Origin of the sequence: Shewanella chilikensis, from assembly GCF_037953065.1 — a bacterium.
In the GTDB taxonomy this organism is placed as follows: Bacteria; Pseudomonadota; Gammaproteobacteria; order Enterobacterales; family Shewanellaceae; genus Shewanella; species Shewanella chilikensis.
In genome coordinates, this window is the sequence record NZ_CP149966.1 from 2,636,525 (window position 1) to 2,653,343 (window position 16,819).

Genomic DNA, 16,819 nt, shown 5'->3' on the forward strand with positions numbered 1-16,819 from the left:
AGATAACAAAAAGCCGCATCAATGCGGCTTTTTGTCGATTACCACTACGGATTAATCGATATCCAGATACTTGTGAGTCTGGATAGACAAACGCCAGTTGCGTTCGATACAGACTTTCATCGCCAGCGCCGTCGCCCGGCTCTTCTGGCTGATGGGCTGCAGGCAGATAGTCTTGTCTTTGAGATCCAATCCCTGCAGCAGTTGATCCAGCTCCTCAATATGAGCCTCGGTCGCCACCGGATGCTTAATCTCATTTGCCCGCTCCAGCGCCTGACGCAGTACCGGCATCCCACCCTTCATACCGACCTTGGGCGAGACTGTGACCCAGGTATCTGCGCTGCAATTCACCTCAAAGGTGCCACTGGTTTCAATTTGAGTGCGAAAGCCTGCGGCATTAAATGCTTCTGTCATTTCAGTGAGTGAATAGAGACAAGGCTCACCCCCTGTGATCACTATATGCCTGGCATTGAATCCCTGCTGTTTGAACGCCTCCAGTAACGACTTGGCATCATGCTCTGCCCAGCGACCGATACTGCCATCGGTGCGGATCACATCGGCAGGTTTCACCTGATTATGCTCAAGCTTGTCCCAGGTCTGGCGAGTATCACACCAGGGACACCCCACAGGGCAACCCTGCAAACGCACAAAAATAGCCGGAACGCCGGTAAACACACCTTCCCCCTGCAGGGTTTCAAAGACTTCGTTGACGGGGTAGTACATCGGGGTTCCTCATATTTGCCGGGGCGGCATTTATAGAGGAATTTAGCCCCAAGCGCAAGGATGAGCGAATTTTCCGTTTTTTACCAAGCCAGCGCTGACAGCCGGCCAAATTAGGGTAAACTGTGACGATTGAGTCATCCCTTTGAATAGACGCTTATGTCTTCATCCAATCAATCACTTATGTCATCAGAATCAAACCCATCGCAAACCACAGAGCCAACCCAAAGCACTAAGCCAACGATTTCCAAGGCGATAGTCGTTTTCAGCGGCGGTCAGGACTCCACCACCTGCCTTATTCAGGCCTTAGCCCAGTATGATGAAGTACATGCCATCACCTTCGACTATGGCCAGCGCCACAGCCAGGAGATTGAAGTTGCCAAACAACTGGCGCAAAAACTCGGCGCCGCCAGTCACAAGGTGCTGGATGTTACTCTACTCAATGAGTTAGCCATCTCGGCCCTGACCCGCGACAATATTCCGGTATCAAACGACTTGATGGACAATGGTCTGCCCAATACTTTTGTTCCCGGACGCAATATTCTGTTTCTGACCCTGGCGGGGATCTACGCCTATCAGATAGGCGCCGATGCCGTGATCACAGGTGTCTGCGAGACCGACTTCTCCGGCTACCCAGACTGCCGTAATGACTTTATCAAGGCGATGGAGTCTGCGCTGGTACAAGGCATGGACAGACAGCTGCGTTTGGTTACGCCACTCATGTGGCTCAACAAGGCCGAAACCTGGGCACTGGCAGATAAATACCAGCAACTGCCACTGGTAAGGGATGAAACCCTTACCTGCTATAACGGCATTCTTGGCAAAGGCTGTGGCACCTGCCCCGCCTGTTTATTGCGTCAAAAAGGATTGGATGAGTATCTGGCGAGCCCGGATAGCATCCAGGCAATACTGGCGGCCAAGACAGCGTGAAGCCGAGCTCCGCTTATTTTTCAGGTGTTGTGTTAACAGCCCTGGCGCTGCTGCTGTATTCTCTGCCGCTCACTGAGCTGTTGGCATTTCGCCGCAGCGCTATAGAACAAGGTGAGCTGTGGCGGCTTGTCAGCGGCAATCTGCTGCACACCAACTTCTGGCATCTGCTGATGAACCTCGCCGGGTTTTGGGTGATCCTTTATCTGCACAAGGAACACTATAACGCCCTGGGCGTATTGATATTGACCCTGGCCCTGTGTCTGCTTGAAGGTGTAGGGCTTTATCTTTGCTACCCGCAGCTTATGGGTTATGTGGGGCTAAGTGGCATACTGCACGGCTTGTTCGCCTTCGGCGCCCTGGCCGATATTCGCAGTGGTCGAAACTCAGGTTACCTGCTGCTTGCTGGCGTTATCGCCAAGGTCGCCTGGGAGCAATGGCAAGGGGCGGCCGCTGAAGTCAGCGCCCTGATTGGCGCCAGAGTCGCGGTTGAAGCGCATCTTGTTGGCCTGATTGGCGGTATCGCACTGTTTGGCTTGTGGCGACTGAGTGCTTATAAAGCGCCGAAACTTTGATACCAAGCCTAAGCATTTAAATAGGTTTTTTTAAATTAGGCTTTTAAATCAAGCTCTTTAAAGTCGTTGACAGATGAACAGCATAAAGAACCCGGCTTTTGCCGGGTTCTTTGTCAATGGGTCAATTTTAGGGAAGGTGCGAACATTTAGGCCTTGATAAGCTCCTCTCTGAGCCTTGCCACTTCATCACGCAGTGCAGCAGCCTGCTCAAACTCCAGATCCCTGGCATGCTGGTGCATCTGTTTTTCCAGCCTGTCGATTTCATGCGCCAAATTGGCGGCGTCCACCTGATAAGCCGACTTGCGCTCCGCCACCTTGCGGGCACCCGGCTGCGGCGCTGCCGATGAGGGGGAATCTCCCACATCCATGACATCTGTTATCTTCTTCACTAAGCCCTTGGGCACTATGCCATTGGCCAGGTTGAAAGCGTGCTGCTTCTCGCGGCGACGATTGGTTTCATCCATGGCCTTGGCCATTGAAGGGGTCACCTTATCGGCGTAAAGGATCACCTTGCCGTTAATGTTACGAGCTGCGCGGCCTATGGTCTGGATAAGCGAGCGCTCGGAGCGCAGGAAACCCTCTTTATCGGCGTCGAGTATGCACACCAGAGACACTTCCGGCATGTCCAGCCCTTCCCTGAGCAAGTTGATGCCGACCAGCACGTCGAAGACACCCTTACGTAAATCGCGAATGATCTCTACCCGCTCCACGGTATCCACGTCCGAGTGCAAGTAACGCACCTTAACGCCGTGTTCATCGAGATATTCGGTGAGATCTTCCGCCATCCGCTTGGTCAGCGTAGTCACCAACACACGTTCATTGACGGCAATGCGCTTGTTGGCCTCAGAGAGCAGATCATCCACCTGAATCGCCACCGGCCGCACTTCCAGCTCGGGATCCAACAAACCCGTGGGCCTGACCACTTGCTCGGCCACATCGCCGCCGCTGCGTTCAAGTTCATAACTGCCCGGTGTGGCCGACACATAAATCGTCTGCGGCATCAAGGACTCGAACTCTTCAAACTTGAGCGGTCTGTTATCCAGTGCCGATGGCAGGCGGAAACCGTACTCCACCAGGGTGGTTTTCCTCGAACGGTCACCCTTGTACATGGCACCTATCTGCGGCACTGTTACATGGGACTCGTCGATGATCAGCAGACCATCCGGCGGCAGATAATCCAGCAAAGTCGGCGGCCCTTCTCCCGGTGCACGCCCGGAGAGATAACGGGAGTAGTTTTCGATACCGGAGCAATAACCCAACTCTGTCATCATCTCCACATCGTACTGCACCCGCTCGCTGATCCTTTGTGCCTCAATCAGCTTATTGGCATCCAGCAACTGCTGACGGCGCTCCCTGAGCTCGGCCTTTATCTGCTCTGTGGCCGCCAATATTTTTTCTCTCGGGGTCACGTAGTGAGTCTTGGGGTAAACCGTGGCCCGGGCAATGCGTTTACGTACCTGGCCGGTCAATGGATCAAACAGCGACAGCTGCTCTATCTCATCATCGAATAGCTCGACCCGAATGGCATCTCGGTCCGATTCGGCCGGGAAGATATCTATTACCTCACCGCGCACCCTGAAGGTACCGCGCTGCAGTTCAATATCGTTGCGGCTGTATTGCAACTCACTGAGCCGCTGCAGTATATCCCGCTGGCCAATGATGTCGCCCTGGCGCAGGTGCAGCAGCATCTTCATGTAAGAGTCGGGATCGCCAAGACCATAGATGGCTGAGACCGAGGCCACCAACACCACATCACGCCGCTCCAGCAAGGCCTTGGTGGCAGAGAGTCGCATCTGCTCAATATGAGCGTTGACCGAAGCGTCCTTCTCAATAAAGGTGTTGGTCGAAGGGACATAGGCTTCCGGTTGGTAGTAGTCATAGTAGGAAACAAAGTATTCCACCGCATTATGGGGGAAAAACTCTTTCATCTCGCCGTAGAGTTGCGCCGCCAACGTCTTGTTGGGCGCCATAATGATAGTTGGCCGCCCCTGATTGGCAATCACATTGGCAATAGTGAAAGTTTTTCCTGAACCGGTTACCCCCAGCAAAGTCTGATTAGCGAGCCCGGATTCCAGTCCATCAATCAATTTGGCAATGGCGGTGGGCTGATCTCCTGCTGGGGAATACTGAGACTCCAAGCGAAACGGCGTAGCTGACACTTTAATGCTCCTTCGGTTAAGCCGTTTATTTTACCCATTGAGCCAGATAAGGCCAAGCCAAAAGCCACAAGACTCCTGCCAACATGATGTCAGTAGCAGCTTGTGCTGAAACTCAGCAACAAGACGACAGATGTGGCGGTCGAAGGCGGGAATTCCACCCAAATAAGTCAAACAGGTAGATTTAATGCACAAGGATCGGCAGATACTTCCTTACAGCTTTGTTACAAAAAACACCAAGCAAACCAAAGCGGCTTGACTTTCACATCCAATTGTTTTTATTGAATTTATTTTTTAACCATTCAAACTGACCAATTTAAGTTCAATGCAGATGCCACAAGGGTTTGCAGCCCATAAAGTCGGGAAGCTCACAGGTTTATCCACAGATTTAGTGGATAAGTCAGTCTAACCCTGTAACCATGGGGGATTGCGGCAAGCAGTGCAAGCCAACGCATCTTGATGGGTGTTTTGTAATAAAAGAACATATGAAAGTGTGGCACTCACCTTACAAGCTAAGATGCACCCAAATGAACTCAAAGCAGCTGAATCGCACCTTTTTTACGCGCCTCTCATGACGAGTTAGACGCCGGGTAACTTGAGCAAAAACATCTCCCTTGTAAGATTTCAGCCCAGTGGACAGACAAAAGCCGCCGAAATACACGCACTTTGGCCTTCCAATGAAATCAGCTTTGATTGAAATGACACGAAATATCAGTGTTTAGCCGTTATTTTTTAAGCAAAAAATTCCCACAAAGCAGTTTTATCCACCACTGTGAGCATTAGATAAGCAATTAACAGCTTAATGACACTTTTTTTGGGGCTGCGAGTTGACTCCACCCACAGAGCGATTTACTATGCGCTCCGTTCTCAGCGAGACAAGCAAGAAATTACGATTCCCCTGTAGTTCAGTCGGTAGAACGGCGGACTGTTAATCCGTATGTCACTGGTTCGAATCCAGTCAGGGGAGCCAATTTACGCAAGTCACCTGAAAACAATAGGTTAATCCTAGCTAAATACATAATTCCCCTGTAGTTCAGTCGGTAGAACGGCGGACTGTTAATCCGTATGTCACTGGTTCGAATCCAGTCAGGGGAGCCAATTTAGTTAGTTGAAATCTGTTCCCCTGTAGTTCAGTCGGTAGAACGGCGGACTGTTAATCCGTATGTCACTGGTTCGAATCCAGTCGGGGGAGCCACTTCAAGATTAACCAGCGAAATCTGTTCCCCTGTAGTTCAGTCGGTAGAACGGCGGACTGTTAATCCGTATGTCACTGGTTCGAATCCAGTCAGGGGAGCCATCTTATCTTATCTTATCTTATCTTATCTCTTCCTGCGTTTTGTATTTATAACAAATACGTATACAATTCTGACATCCCTTTAACCTAGTCTGAATTCTGGAAAAGATGGGCATTTCGCGCTTTTTTCAACTGTTACTGTTATTGAGCTTTCTGGCGACCGGCTTGGTCTTGTTGCAACAGGAGCGGCAGGTTTTGCAGCAACAAGCCGATGTCCTGTTACAGCGATTACAACAAGCGCAAGTCCAGGCCCAGGGCGCAGATGATGCCGCTATCTTTCACCGGCAACTACAAGACAGAGTGTCATTGCAGTTTTTCCAATATACAGATGACGCCGATGGTCAGAATAACCTCACTCGAGGACATTTCCTGCCGGAGATGAACTGGCAGTATTATCTACTGCCATTGCAACTAGAATCCCAATACCGCTTCGCTTCCGGGCGCGTGTTACTTAAGCCGGACCTCAGCCCTCTTCGAGAGCAAAGGATCCATACCCTCTGGCTTGAGGGATTACGCTTATTGCCCCTTTATTTGGTATTGGCGTTAATCTTTGCCTTGATGATGAAGCGCCACAAAAGCGCCCTTACCTATGCCGCCGAGTATCTGACAAAAATGTCCCAAGGTGAGTTCGATGCCCTGGCGCAGAGCCGCTTTCGGGGTGAGCTCAGGCCCTTGGGGCAAGCATTGGAACAAAGTCGGCAGCTGATAAAGCAGCGGTTTGAGAAACTTGAGTCAGAAAACCTATCGCTGAAAAAACTCGCCTACGAAGATCCGATAACCGGCTTAGGCACCCGCCAACACTTCACCGAAAAACTGCAGCAACTGTCTCTTTCCGGCAAATCACAAATTGGAGTGTTAATCCTGGTAAAAGCCACCGAGCTTGGCCATATCAATCAACTGCGCGGCCGTCAGGGCGGCGATGACTATCTTGCCCGTGTCGCAGTTTGTATTCGCCGGGCACTCCAAGGTTACAAAAACAGCGAAAGCTTTCGCATTGCCAGTACTGACTTTGCCATCTTTATCCCCTCAATAGTGCTGAAAGACGCGCAAACCTTTGCCACCCAGCTGAAACGTGAACTGGAAGAGTATCAAGCAGAGCTGCAAACCGACTCCATCGCCCATAGCGGCATAGTGACCTACAGCAGCGACAAAGATCCCATGAGCACTCTTGCCATGGCCGATACCGCCGCCAACGTGGCGCAGACCTTGGGCCCGAATGCAGTGCAATTCCAGGATAAAAATTTGCTGAATGAAACACTCGGCGATAACCGCTGGAAACTGGCCATTGAAGACTTGCTGAAGCGCCGGGCACTCAAGTTTTACCAACAGCCCATTCAGCCCTGTCGCAGCGAGGTAGATGGTTATCGAGAGCTGCTGGCACGCTTTTACAACAGTGAAGGCAAGTTTCTACCGACAGCCACGGTGATCGCCATGGCCGAACGTCACGGCATGAGTCAGGAACTGGATAAACTGGTGCTACTCAGCGCCTTGAAACTACTGCAGAGCCTGCCAAACCTCAGCGGTAATATCGGCGTCAATCTGAGCCCGGGCTCAGCCTCCAAAGAAAGATTTATTGCCTGGGCCAAAGATCTACTGTCCAAACATCCGAGATTAGCCTCAAGACTGGTGTTCGAAATCAACGAAGCAGGCATGCAAGGTAACCTGGCCGCCAGTCACAAGTTTGTTCGCGCCATGCATAGCGTCGGTTGCCGGGTATCGGTAGAACGCTTCGGCATGAGTTTTACCTCATTCAAATTCTTCCGTGAGGTGCGCCCCGACTATATCAAACTGGATCCCAGCTATACCCAGGCAATAGATGAAGATACCAATAACCAGTTCTTTGTCCGCATGCTGGTCGATGTAGCCCGCCGCAGTGGTGTCAAGGTGATAGCCTGCGGCATAGAGCGCCAGGAAGAGAAAATGGTCGTCGAAAAACTGTTGGTTGATGGTATGCAAGGCTTCTACATTGCCAGGCCCCAACAGCTGGACCTCGCCGAAATGAACAGAAATTAATGCCGTTTATGACCCAATAAGGGCGCAAAGAAGGTAAACCCTGCTTTCTATATGTTGTTTATGACCACTGAAACACTGATAATAACCGCCAAGAAGTCACAACACCTGTAATGAGATGAGTGAGTATCTCCTGTTGTTGATTGGCACTGTGCTGGTCAACAATTTTGTATTAGTGAAATTCCTTGGGCTTTGCCCATTTATGGGGGTATCCAGCAAGCTGGAATCAGCCATAGGCATGTCCATGGCAACTACCTTTGTCATGACATTGGCCGCCATTCTCAGCTACCTGGTTAACCAGTATCTGCTGCTGCCCTTCGAGCTCGGCTACCTGCGCACCATGAGCTTTATTCTGGTTATCGCGGTAGTGGTACAGTTCACCGAAATGGTGGTGCAGAAAACCAGTGCGACTCTGCATAGGGCGCTGGGTATCTATCTGCCACTTATCACCACCAACTGTGCCGTGTTGGGCGTAGCCCTGCTGAATATCAATGAAAACCACGATTTTATGCAGAGTGCTGTCTATGGATTCGGCGCTGCCGCCGGCTTTTCATTGGTGCTTATCCTGTTTTCGGCAATGCGCGAACGTTTGGCGGCGGCTGATGTGCCCGCACCTTTCAAAGGCAGCGCCATCGCCATGATCACCGCCGGCCTGATGTCGCTGGCCTTCATGGGCTTTACCGGTTTAGTCAAATAGAGTTATGTCTTCCATGCTAATTGCAGTCATTTTATTGTCTCTGCTGGCGCTGGTATTCGGCGTTTTACTCGGCTTCGCCGCCGAGAAGTTTAAAGTTCAGGGCAATCCGATAGTGGACCAGGTCGAAGCCCTGTTGCCACAAACCCAGTGTGGTCAATGCGGCTACCCTGGTTGCCGCCCCTATGCCGAGGCGATAGCCAACGGCGAAAAGATCAACCGCTGTCCGCCGGGTGGTACCGCCACTATGGAGAAACTGGCCGATCTTATGGGGGTCGAACCCGAGCCTCTCGATGCCAGTGTCGAAACCCAGATTAAAAAGGTCGCCTATATTCGCGAAGAGGAGTGTATCGGCTGTACCAAGTGCATTCAGGCCTGTCCGGTAGACGCCATCATAGGCACCGGCAAGCTGATGCACACTGTCCTGACCAGCAACTGCACCGGCTGCGATCTATGTGTTGAACCCTGCCCTGTGGATTGTATCGATATGATCCCGGTGAAACAGGATCTGAAAACTTGGGACTGGCAGCTTAACGCAATTCCAGTGAAGTTGGTGGAAGAGGACAAGCCGTGCTGACATTACTCGAACAGTTAGATAAAGGAACTCAGTGGCGCCTGACCGGTGGAATTCATCCGCCGCAGATGAAACACCTCTCCAACAGCAGCCCTATTGGGCGTCTGCCGCTTGCCAGCGAATTCTTATTGCCCGTACCTCAGGTTGGTGACAGCGCCGTGCTCGAAGTCAAAGTCGGCGACAGAGTGCTCAAGGGCCAGGCGCTGACCCGCGGACTGAGCGCCATGTATCTGGCGGTGCATGCCCCCACCTCAGGCATCATTCGCGCCATAGAGCAAAGACCCAGCAACCACCCTTCTGCCCTGCCGGTATTGACCTGTGTGCTGGAAGCCGATGGCCAGGATCAAGCCATAGATTTTGATCAGCAAGATATCGCAGCATTGAGCCGCGAGCAGATCCTAGGCCGCATTCGGCAGGCCGGGATAGCCGGATTGGGCGGCGCCATGTTTCCGGCTCACATCAAACTCAACCCCGCCAGTGAAATTGAACTGCTGTTGATCAACGGCGTGGAATGCGAGCCTTATATCAGCGCCGATGACAGATTGATGCGCGAACACGCCAGGGAAATTCTGGATGGCATTGAAATTGTTCACGGACTGCTAAATCCCAAACGGGTAATTATCGCCATCGAGGATAACAAGCCCGAAGCCATACAGGCGATGCAGCAGGCACTGGATAGCTGCCACCTGCCGAAGGGAAGTATCAGGATCACTGTGATCCCGACCAAATACCCTTCCGGCGGCGAAAAGCAACTGATCCAGATCATTACCGGACAAGAAGTGCCTTCCGGCGCCATTCCGGCGCAACTTGGAATAGTAGTGCACAACGTAGGCACCGCCTTTGCCATTCGCGAAGCCGTTTGCCTGGGTAAGCCTCTCATAGAGCGGGTCGTCACAGTGACCGGCGGCAATATTCCAAAGCCGGGTAATTACTGGGTGCCACTGGGCACGCCCATAGCCCATATACTGGAGCAAAGCGGTTTTACCGCCAGCGGTCAGGATACCGTCATTATAGGCGGCCCCATGATGGGCTACACCCTGCCCCTTATCAAAGTGCCCCTACTCAAGGGCAGTAACTGTGTCTTGGTGCCATCGGCCAGTGAAATCAGCCCTCCGGCCGAAGAAAAGGCCTGCATTCGTTGCGGTGAATGCGCTCAGGTGTGCCCGGCTTCTCTATTGCCTCAGCAACTCTACTGGCACAGTAAGGCAGAAGAGTATGACAAGGCCAGCGCCTACAACCTCAGAGACTGCATCGAATGTGGCTGCTGCAGCTATGTTTGCCCATCGGATATTCCTCTGGTGGAGTATTACCGCATTGCCAAGGCGGCCATCAAACACAGTCACGAGGAAAAACAGCTGGCCGAGCAGGCCAAGCAGAGATTCGATGCCAGGCTCAAGCGGCTAGAGGCAGAAAAACTGGCCCGGGAAGCCAAAGCCAAGGCAGCAGCCGACAAGCGCCGCGCCGCCATGGGCAGTGGTGAGAAAGATGCCGTTGCCGAGGCTATGGCCAGGATCAAGGCGAAAAAAGCTGCTGAAGCTTCTGTGGCGGCCACCACAAGCCCAATAGAAAAAGCGGCCGACACCGCCGACTCGGCAGTTATCCAGCCAAAGGCAGACAAAAGAAAGAGCGATGTCGCCGCAGCGATTGCCCGTGCCAAGGCCAAAAAAGCCGCTGCACAAGGCACAGTTCCTACTAAAGAAGTTGTTGATGCGACTACAGATAATGCAGCTGAAGGCACAACATCCGGCTCGGACAAGAAAGCTCAGATTGCAGCCGCTATCGCCCGTGCCAAGGCAAAAAAAGCTGCCGCAGCCTCAGGGCAGACTGAGACTGACACTGGCAAAACTCAAGATGCACAGGCCATAGCCACTCAAGCGACAGCCGATGATAATGGTGGGGAACAAACGCAAGCCAACGAAGCAAGCCAAGCCGTAAGCAACGACAGCAAACAGGCCCGTATCGCAGCCGCGGTTGCCAAAGCCAAGGCCAAGAAAGCCGCGGCGGCATCTGAGTCAACTCCAGCAGCAGATGTCGACGGAGGATCAGCACAAGGTGCCGAAAACCAAGTCGCAAGCCAAGGAGAAAAACAAGCCACAAGTGATGACAGCAAGCAGGCCCGTATCGCAGCCGCGGTTGCCAGAGCCAAGGCCAAGAAAGCTGCGGCGGCTGAACCAGTGGAATCACCTGCGACCTATGATAATGGCGTGGGATCAGCGCAAACCGCCGAAGTAAACCAAAGTTCAAGCCAAGCAACAAAACAAGCCGCAGGCGATGACAGCAAACAGGCTCGTATTGCGGCGGCAGTTGCCAAAGCCAAGGCCAAGAAAGCCGCTGCGTCTAAGTCAGCTCCAGCAACGGATGTCGAAGGGGGAGCAGCGCAAGGTGCCGAAGTAAACCAAGTCGCAAGCCAAGCAGCAAAACAAGCCGCAGGCGATGACAGCAAGCAGGCCCGTATCGCGGCGGCGGTTGCCAAAGCCAAGGCCAAGAAGGCCGCGGCGGCAAGTGAACAACCGCAGGACAACGGCGCAGCAAATACGCCTGTTTCGGCTGAAAGTCGGCCTCCAAGCAAGTCGACAACCGCTACCGAGCCCACGTCCGCTGAGAGTACCCCGCCTAATGACAGTAAACAGGCGCGTATTGCCAGGGCAGTAGCCAAAGCCAAACAAAAGGCCAAAGAGAAGGCGCTCAGCGCACAGGAGAAAGATTGATATGGCGTTTAAAATAGCCTCCTCCCCCCATGTCAGCCGGCCGCTGCAAACCAGCACTGTGATGCAAAGGGTGCTGCTCTGCGCCCTGCCCGGCCTGGTAGCCCAGTGTGTATTTTTTGGTTGGGGCAGCCTTATTCAGGTACTGCTGGCCGTGATGGTCGCTTTGATTTCAGAGGCCGCCATCCTCAAATTGCGCAAACGCAAGGTACTTTCGACTTTGTCGGATAACAGCGCGGCTCTGACAGCGGTTCTTATCGGTATTGCCATACCGCCGCTCGCCCCTTGGTGGATGGTGGTGATAGGTACAAGTTTTGCCATCATCATGGTCAAACAGCTTTACGGCGGTTTGGGGAATAACCTGTTCAACCCGGCCATGGCAGCCTATGTGCTGCTATTGGTGGCCTTCCCGGTACAGATGACCAGTTGGGTCGCACCGGCGACTGTTGCCCAGCATTCCCCTGATTTTCTCACCAGTTTGCAAGTGATTTTCGGCGCCAGCCAAGGCAGCGTTGCCGAGTACTTCCAGCTCGGTGTCGATGGCGTCACCATGGCGACACCGCTCGATACGCTGAAGACGGATCTCTCTATGGGAATGACCACCACCGAGAGCCTGCAAAAACCGATTTTTGCCGGCACTATCAACAGTGGCTGGTTTTGGGTCAACCTGGCCTACCTGTGCGGCGGCCTGGCGCTATTGAAGATGAAACTTATCCGCTGGCATATCAGTGTTGGCGTGTTGGCGTCACTGTTTATCTGCAGCGGCTTTGCCTATGCGCTTGGGCCAGATACCCATGTCAGCCCACTTATTCATCTGTTCAGTGGCGCTACCATGCTGGCAGCTTTCTTTATTGCCACGGATCCTGTAACCGCGCCCGCCAGTAACCGAGGCAGATTGATCTTCGGCGCCCTTATCGGCCTGGTGGTTTACCTTATCAGAAGCTTTGGGGGTTACCCTGACGCCTTCGCTTTTGCGGTGCTACTGGCCAACCTGTGCGCCCCTTTGATCGACTACTATGTCAAACCCCGAGCCTATGGCCATCGCGCCGGACATTGATAGCAAGAGAGATAGACAGTGCAAAAATCCATGTTGAAAAATGGCCTGCTTTTAGGCCTGTTTGCCCTGATATGCACAGCTGTGGTGGCGGTTGTCAATGACAGTACCCGGGATGCGATCCTGGCGCAGCAAAAGTTGGAGCTTAAACGCACCCTGGAGCAGATCATTCCCAATGAACTGCACGACAACCCGCTCGAGGAAAGCTGTGTTCTATTGCAGGACAAAGATGCTCTGGGTACGACTCAGCCCATGCCGGCTTATATCGCCACCCAAAATGCCGAGCCGGTCGCCATTGCCATCGAAACCATAGCGCCGGATGGCTACAATGGTGAAATACGCTTGATCATAGGTATCAAGACTGACGGCACAGTGCTTGGGGTTCGCACTCTGTCGCATCAGGAAACCCCTGGGCTAGGTGACAAGATTGAACGCAAGAAATCTGATTGGGTGGACAGCTTTATCGGCAAAAAGCTTCAAGGCCGTGATGACAAGGCCTGGTATGTGAAAAAAGACGGCGGTGAAATCGACCAGTTTACCGGGGCGACCATTACCCCCAGAGCCTACGTCAAGTCGATAAGAAACACCCTGGCCTTCTTTGAAGCCAATAAGCAGACCCTCTTTTCGCAATCACAGACATGTGAGGCAAGCCAATGAGTTTATATCGCGATATCGCCTGGCAAGGCTTGTGGAAAAATAACCCCGGACTGGTGCAGATGTTGGGGCTCTGTCCCCTGTTGGCGGTGACCTCTACTTTTACCAACGCCCTGGGGCTTGGGCTCGCTACCGCAGTAGTGTTAATTGGTTCCAACACTACAGTATCCCTGGTGCGCAACTTTGTACCCAAAGAGATCCGCATCCCCGTGTTTGTGATGATCATTGCCGCACTGGTAACCGCAGTGCAGTTGCTGGTCAACGCCTACGCCTACGGCCTCTATCTGTCTCTCGGTATTTTCCTGCCGCTGATCGTAACAAACTGCGTCATCATTGGTCGCGCCGAAGCCTTTGCCTCGCGTAATTCACCTATGGATGCCGCCTTTGACGGCTTGATGATGGGTATTGGCTTTACCTTGGTATTGATGGTGCTCGGTGGCGGCAGGGAAATACTGGGGCAAGGCACCCTATTTGACGGCGCCGATCTGCTTCTCGGGCCTTGGGCTGCGAGCTTGCGTATTGAAGTTTGGCAAGTCGATACCCCGTTCCTGCTGGCGATGTTGCCGCCCGGAGCCTTTTTGGGTATGGGGCTGCTGATTGCCCTGAAAAACGCCATCGACAAGAAACTCGCTGAGCGCCAACCTAAAATGCAAACCGCGCCAGTGGAGCGCGCCAGGATCACCAAAGTCAACTGAGGTCATTGAGTGAACAAAGACAAGAGACGGGCGATACTCGAACGCCTGCGGGACAACAATCCTCATCCCCAGACAGAGCTGAATTATTCCAGCCCTTTTGAATTACTGGTTGCGGTGACGCTTTCGGCGCAAGCAACCGATGTCAGTGTCAACAAGGCCACTGATAAGCTGTTTCCTGTGGCCAATACCCCCCAGGCTATCGCAGACCTCGGGGTTGAAGGGCTGAAGGAGTATATCAAGACCATAGGGCTTTATAACAATAAGGCCATCAATGTGGTGGCGCTGTCCAAGATCCTTGTAGAGAAGTACAACGGTGAAGTCCCTGAAAACCGCGAGGCGCTGGAGTCACTGCCCGGGGTTGGTCGCAAGACGGCCAATGTGGTGCTCAACACCGCCTTTGGTTGGCCAACCATAGCCGTAGATACTCATATTTTCCGGGTCAGCAACCGCACCCGTTTTGCGCCGGGGAAAAATGTTCAGGAAGTAGAAGATAAACTGCTCAAAGTGGTGCCGGCCGAGTTCAAGGTTGACGTCCACCACTGGCTTATTCTTCACGGGCGCTATACCTGCATTGCCAGAAAGCCCCGCTGCGGCAGTTGTCTGATTGAAGATCTGTGTGAATTCAAAGAAAAAATCTACCCGGAAGACTGAGCCGGAAACGACAATGCCGCCCCGAAGGCGGCATTGTCTTACGTATTCTTGCTCAACGCCAATCAGAACATCTGTACAATCATAGCGGCGAAAACGATTGCAATTACCAAGGTAGATCCAATAGCCATTTTCAATTCTGTAGTCATGCTTGTCTCCTGCATCCAGCTAAGATAGGGTTGACACCATTATTAATGAAGCAGACACAAATACCATGTTTATTTCATGGATTTGTGAACTGGCTATCAAGTTCGCAGCGGTCGGAGCCAATCCATTTGGGAGAGATTCTCAGTTCGCTGAATATAGCTTGATTATCCACGCTACGGAAACTCATTCAGTTTCCGCTATAGAACCAAAAGAGGTAGTAATGTCACAAGTTCTGCATACCATGCTTAGAGTGGGAAACCTTGAACGCAGCATCCATTTCTATACTGAAATCATGGGGATGAAGCTGCTGCGTCAGTCTGAAAACCCTGAATATAAATACACTCTGGCCTTCGTCGGTTATGGCGAAGAGTCAAGTGGTCAGGCTGTCATCGAACTGACCTACAACTGGGGCACAGAGCAATACGATATGGGTAATGCCTTTGGTCATATCGCCATAGGTGAAGAAGATATCTATGCTCGCTGTGAAGCCATCAGCGCCGCCGGTGGCAAGGTTATCCGTGCCCCAGGCCCTGTTGCCGGCGGCAGCACTGAAATTGCCTTTGTGGAAGATCCTGACGGTTACAAAATCGAGCTTATTCAAATGAGTTCGGCTGAAAACGGCTTGGGCTAACAACACAAATGCAAAGAAGCCATCGGCAAGGCAGGTGGCAGGTGAATTCAATGTAACAAAGAAAAGGCCGGAACATCTCCGGCCTCTTGCATTAATGCACTTATAAAGCGCTGAGATTAATCTCAGGCTTCATCCTGCTTGTACTTGGCTGCAGTGTCCTTGATCAAGGTCTGTAGCTCCCCTTTTTGGTACATCTCGGTCAGGATATCGCAACCGCCGATCAGCTCACCTTCAACCCACAACTGAGGGAAAGTTGGCCAATTGGCATACTTGGGCAGTTCAGCACGGATATCAGGATGCTGCAGAATATCAACAAACGCGAACTGCTCGCCGATATTGATCATGATCTGCGCCACCTGAGAGGAAAAACCGCAGCTAGGTAATTTGGGCGAACCTTTCATGTAAAGGATGATGGGGTTTTCAGCGATTTGCTGCTTAATTTTTTCAACAGTTTCCATTTACGTTCCTGAGTACGACACTATATTTGATTCGCTATTGTACGCGAGAGAAACGCAGAACAAAATCACACTATTTGTAAGGTTATTTAGTTATTTGATTTTCCAATGATGTCAATCTGCTCAATCACTCAAACAATGATTCACTTCACAAATTTTATCGGTACAATAGGTGGCAGTGAGCAAGTCTGAAAATGATAAACCAAGTCCATGGAGAGATACTAATGGCTTTCGAATTACCCGCATTACCATATGCCAAGAACGCACTGGAACCCCACATTTCTCAGGAAACCATCGAATACCACTACGGTAAGCACCACAACACTTATGTGGTTAAGCTGAACGGTCTGATCGAAGGCACTGAATTCGCCGGCAAGACCCTGGAAGAAATTGTAAAAACCTCCAGCGGCGGTATTTTCAACAACGCAGCTCAGGTTTGGAACCACACTTTTTACTGGAATTGTCTGGCGCCTAACGGCGGCGGTGAAGCCACTGGCGCTGTAGCAGAAGCCATCAATGCTGCTTTCGGTTCTTTTGAAGCCTTCAAGACTCAGTTCACTGAGTCCGCAGTCAACAACTTTGGTAGCGGCTGGACCTGGCTGGTTAAAAAAGCTGATGGCACTGTCGCTATCGTTAACACCAGCAACGCGGCCACTCCACTGACAGATGCTTCAGTGACCCCACTGCTGACCGTTGACGTTTGGGAACACGCTTACTACATCGACTACCGTAACGTTCGCCCTGACTACATGGCGCACTTCTGGCAGTTGCTGAACTGGGATTTTGTTAACCAAAACTTCGCCGGTTAATTCTCATCAAAACTGAGTTACTGAAAAGGAGCCTGATGGCTCCTTTTTTATAGTTCACAGACACTTCCTCACCG

15 protein-coding genes and 4 tRNA genes are annotated in these 16,819 nt (G+C 52.1%); 16 read left to right on the plus strand and 3 right to left on the minus strand.

All coding sequences use genetic code 11. From position 1 onward, the window contains the following. Positions 1 to 51: 51 nt before the first annotated feature. Entirely contained in the window at positions 52 to 720 is a 669-nt protein-coding gene (gene queE / locus WKR14_RS12030) for a 7-carboxy-7-deazaguanine synthase QueE (protein WP_208137088.1), read from the minus strand. 180 nt (positions 721 to 900) lie between these two features. Between queE and queC the strand changes: the two genes are divergently transcribed. Together queC and rrtA are read left to right on the plus strand one after the other, a co-directional pair. Then, on the plus strand, positions 901 to 1,647 hold the full coding sequence (gene queC / locus WKR14_RS12035; RefSeq protein ID WP_226565466.1) for a 7-cyano-7-deazaguanine synthase QueC: 747 nt from the start codon (positions 901 to 903) through the stop codon (positions 1,645 to 1,647). Positions 1,648 to 1,676: 29 nt separating this feature from the next. Continuing rightward, complete coding sequence (gene rrtA / locus WKR14_RS12040) at positions 1,677 to 2,219, plus strand: rhombosortase (protein WP_226565468.1); 543 nt, start codon at positions 1,677 to 1,679, stop codon at positions 2,217 to 2,219. A gap of 146 nt (positions 2,220 to 2,365) precedes the next feature. Here the strand turns inward: rrtA and uvrB are convergent, their stop codons facing one another. Beyond that, a complete protein-coding gene (uvrB, locus tag WKR14_RS12045) occupies positions 2,366 to 4,378 on the minus strand; it encodes an excinuclease ABC subunit UvrB (protein WP_100143550.1) in 2,013 nt (670 codons plus the stop codon). 891 nt (positions 4,379 to 5,269) lie between these two features. Between uvrB and WKR14_RS12050 the strand changes: the two genes are divergently transcribed. The 13 genes from WKR14_RS12050 to gloA all read left to right on the plus strand — a co-directional run bounded on the left by WKR14_RS12050 (position 5,270) and on the right by gloA (position 15,481). Continuing rightward, positions 5,270 to 5,345 (plus strand) — tRNA-Asn (locus WKR14_RS12050). A 52-nt stretch (positions 5,346 to 5,397) separates the two neighbouring features. After that, positions 5,398 to 5,473, plus strand: a tRNA-Asn gene (locus WKR14_RS12055). 21 nt (positions 5,474 to 5,494) lie between these two features. After that, positions 5,495 to 5,570, plus strand: a tRNA-Asn gene (locus WKR14_RS12060). 26 nt (positions 5,571 to 5,596) lie between these two features. Beyond that, positions 5,597 to 5,672 (plus strand) — tRNA-Asn (locus WKR14_RS12065). Between the two features lie 105 nt (positions 5,673 to 5,777). After that, entirely contained in the window at positions 5,778 to 7,682 is a 1,905-nt protein-coding gene (locus tag WKR14_RS12070) for a GGDEF domain-containing protein (protein WP_339086277.1), read from the plus strand. Between the two features lie 115 nt (positions 7,683 to 7,797). Beyond that, on the plus strand, positions 7,798 to 8,376 hold the full coding sequence (gene rsxA, locus WKR14_RS12075) for an electron transport complex subunit RsxA (RefSeq protein ID WP_165565200.1): 579 nt from the start codon (positions 7,798 to 7,800) through the stop codon (positions 8,374 to 8,376). A gap of 4 nt (positions 8,377 to 8,380) precedes the next feature. Beyond that, positions 8,381 to 8,950 carry an electron transport complex subunit RsxB gene (rsxB, locus tag WKR14_RS12080; protein ID WP_165565201.1) on the plus strand — a complete coding sequence of 190 codons (570 nt, stop codon included), beginning with the start codon at positions 8,381 to 8,383 and terminating at the stop codon, positions 8,948 to 8,950. Then, positions 8,944 to 11,655: an electron transport complex subunit RsxC gene (gene rsxC / locus WKR14_RS12085; protein ID WP_339086280.1), complete on the plus strand. Its 2,712-nt coding sequence runs from the start codon at positions 8,944 to 8,946 to the stop codon at positions 11,653 to 11,655. Before rsxB ends, rsxC begins: the two co-directional genes overlap by 7 nt. 1 nt (position 11,656) lies before the next feature. After that, positions 11,657 to 12,709: an electron transport complex subunit RsxD gene (gene rsxD, locus WKR14_RS12090; RefSeq protein ID WP_101055938.1), complete on the plus strand. Its 1,053-nt coding sequence runs from the start codon at positions 11,657 to 11,659 to the stop codon at positions 12,707 to 12,709. Positions 12,710 to 12,727: 18 nt separating this feature from the next. After that, positions 12,728 to 13,363, plus strand: coding sequence for an electron transport complex subunit RsxG (gene rsxG / locus WKR14_RS12095; protein WP_189577783.1), 636 nt, complete (start codon positions 12,728 to 12,730; stop codon positions 13,361 to 13,363). Further along, positions 13,360 to 14,055, plus strand: coding sequence for an electron transport complex subunit E (locus WKR14_RS12100; protein WP_101055936.1), 696 nt, complete (start codon positions 13,360 to 13,362; stop codon positions 14,053 to 14,055). Before rsxG ends, WKR14_RS12100 begins: the two co-directional genes overlap by 4 nt. Before the next feature lie 9 nt (positions 14,056 to 14,064). Then, entirely contained in the window at positions 14,065 to 14,706 is a 642-nt protein-coding gene (gene nth, locus WKR14_RS12105) for an endonuclease III (RefSeq protein ID WP_025011616.1), read from the plus strand. A 364-nt stretch (positions 14,707 to 15,070) separates the two neighbouring features. Beyond that, a complete protein-coding gene (gene gloA / locus WKR14_RS12110; protein ID WP_039033974.1) occupies positions 15,071 to 15,481 on the plus strand; it encodes a lactoylglutathione lyase in 411 nt (136 codons plus the stop codon). A 122-nt stretch (positions 15,482 to 15,603) separates the two neighbouring features. Here the strand turns inward: gloA and WKR14_RS12115 are convergent, their stop codons facing one another. Beyond that, entirely contained in the window at positions 15,604 to 15,939 is a 336-nt protein-coding gene (locus tag WKR14_RS12115) for a Grx4 family monothiol glutaredoxin (protein WP_165565203.1), read from the minus strand. Positions 15,940 to 16,160: 221 nt separating this feature from the next. Here WKR14_RS12115 and sodB point away from each other — a divergent pair, with 221 nt between their 5' ends. Beyond that, positions 16,161 to 16,745, plus strand: coding sequence for a superoxide dismutase [Fe] (sodB, locus tag WKR14_RS12120; RefSeq protein WP_025011619.1), 585 nt, complete (start codon positions 16,161 to 16,163; stop codon positions 16,743 to 16,745). The last annotated feature ends 74 nt before the right edge of the window (positions 16,746 to 16,819 follow it).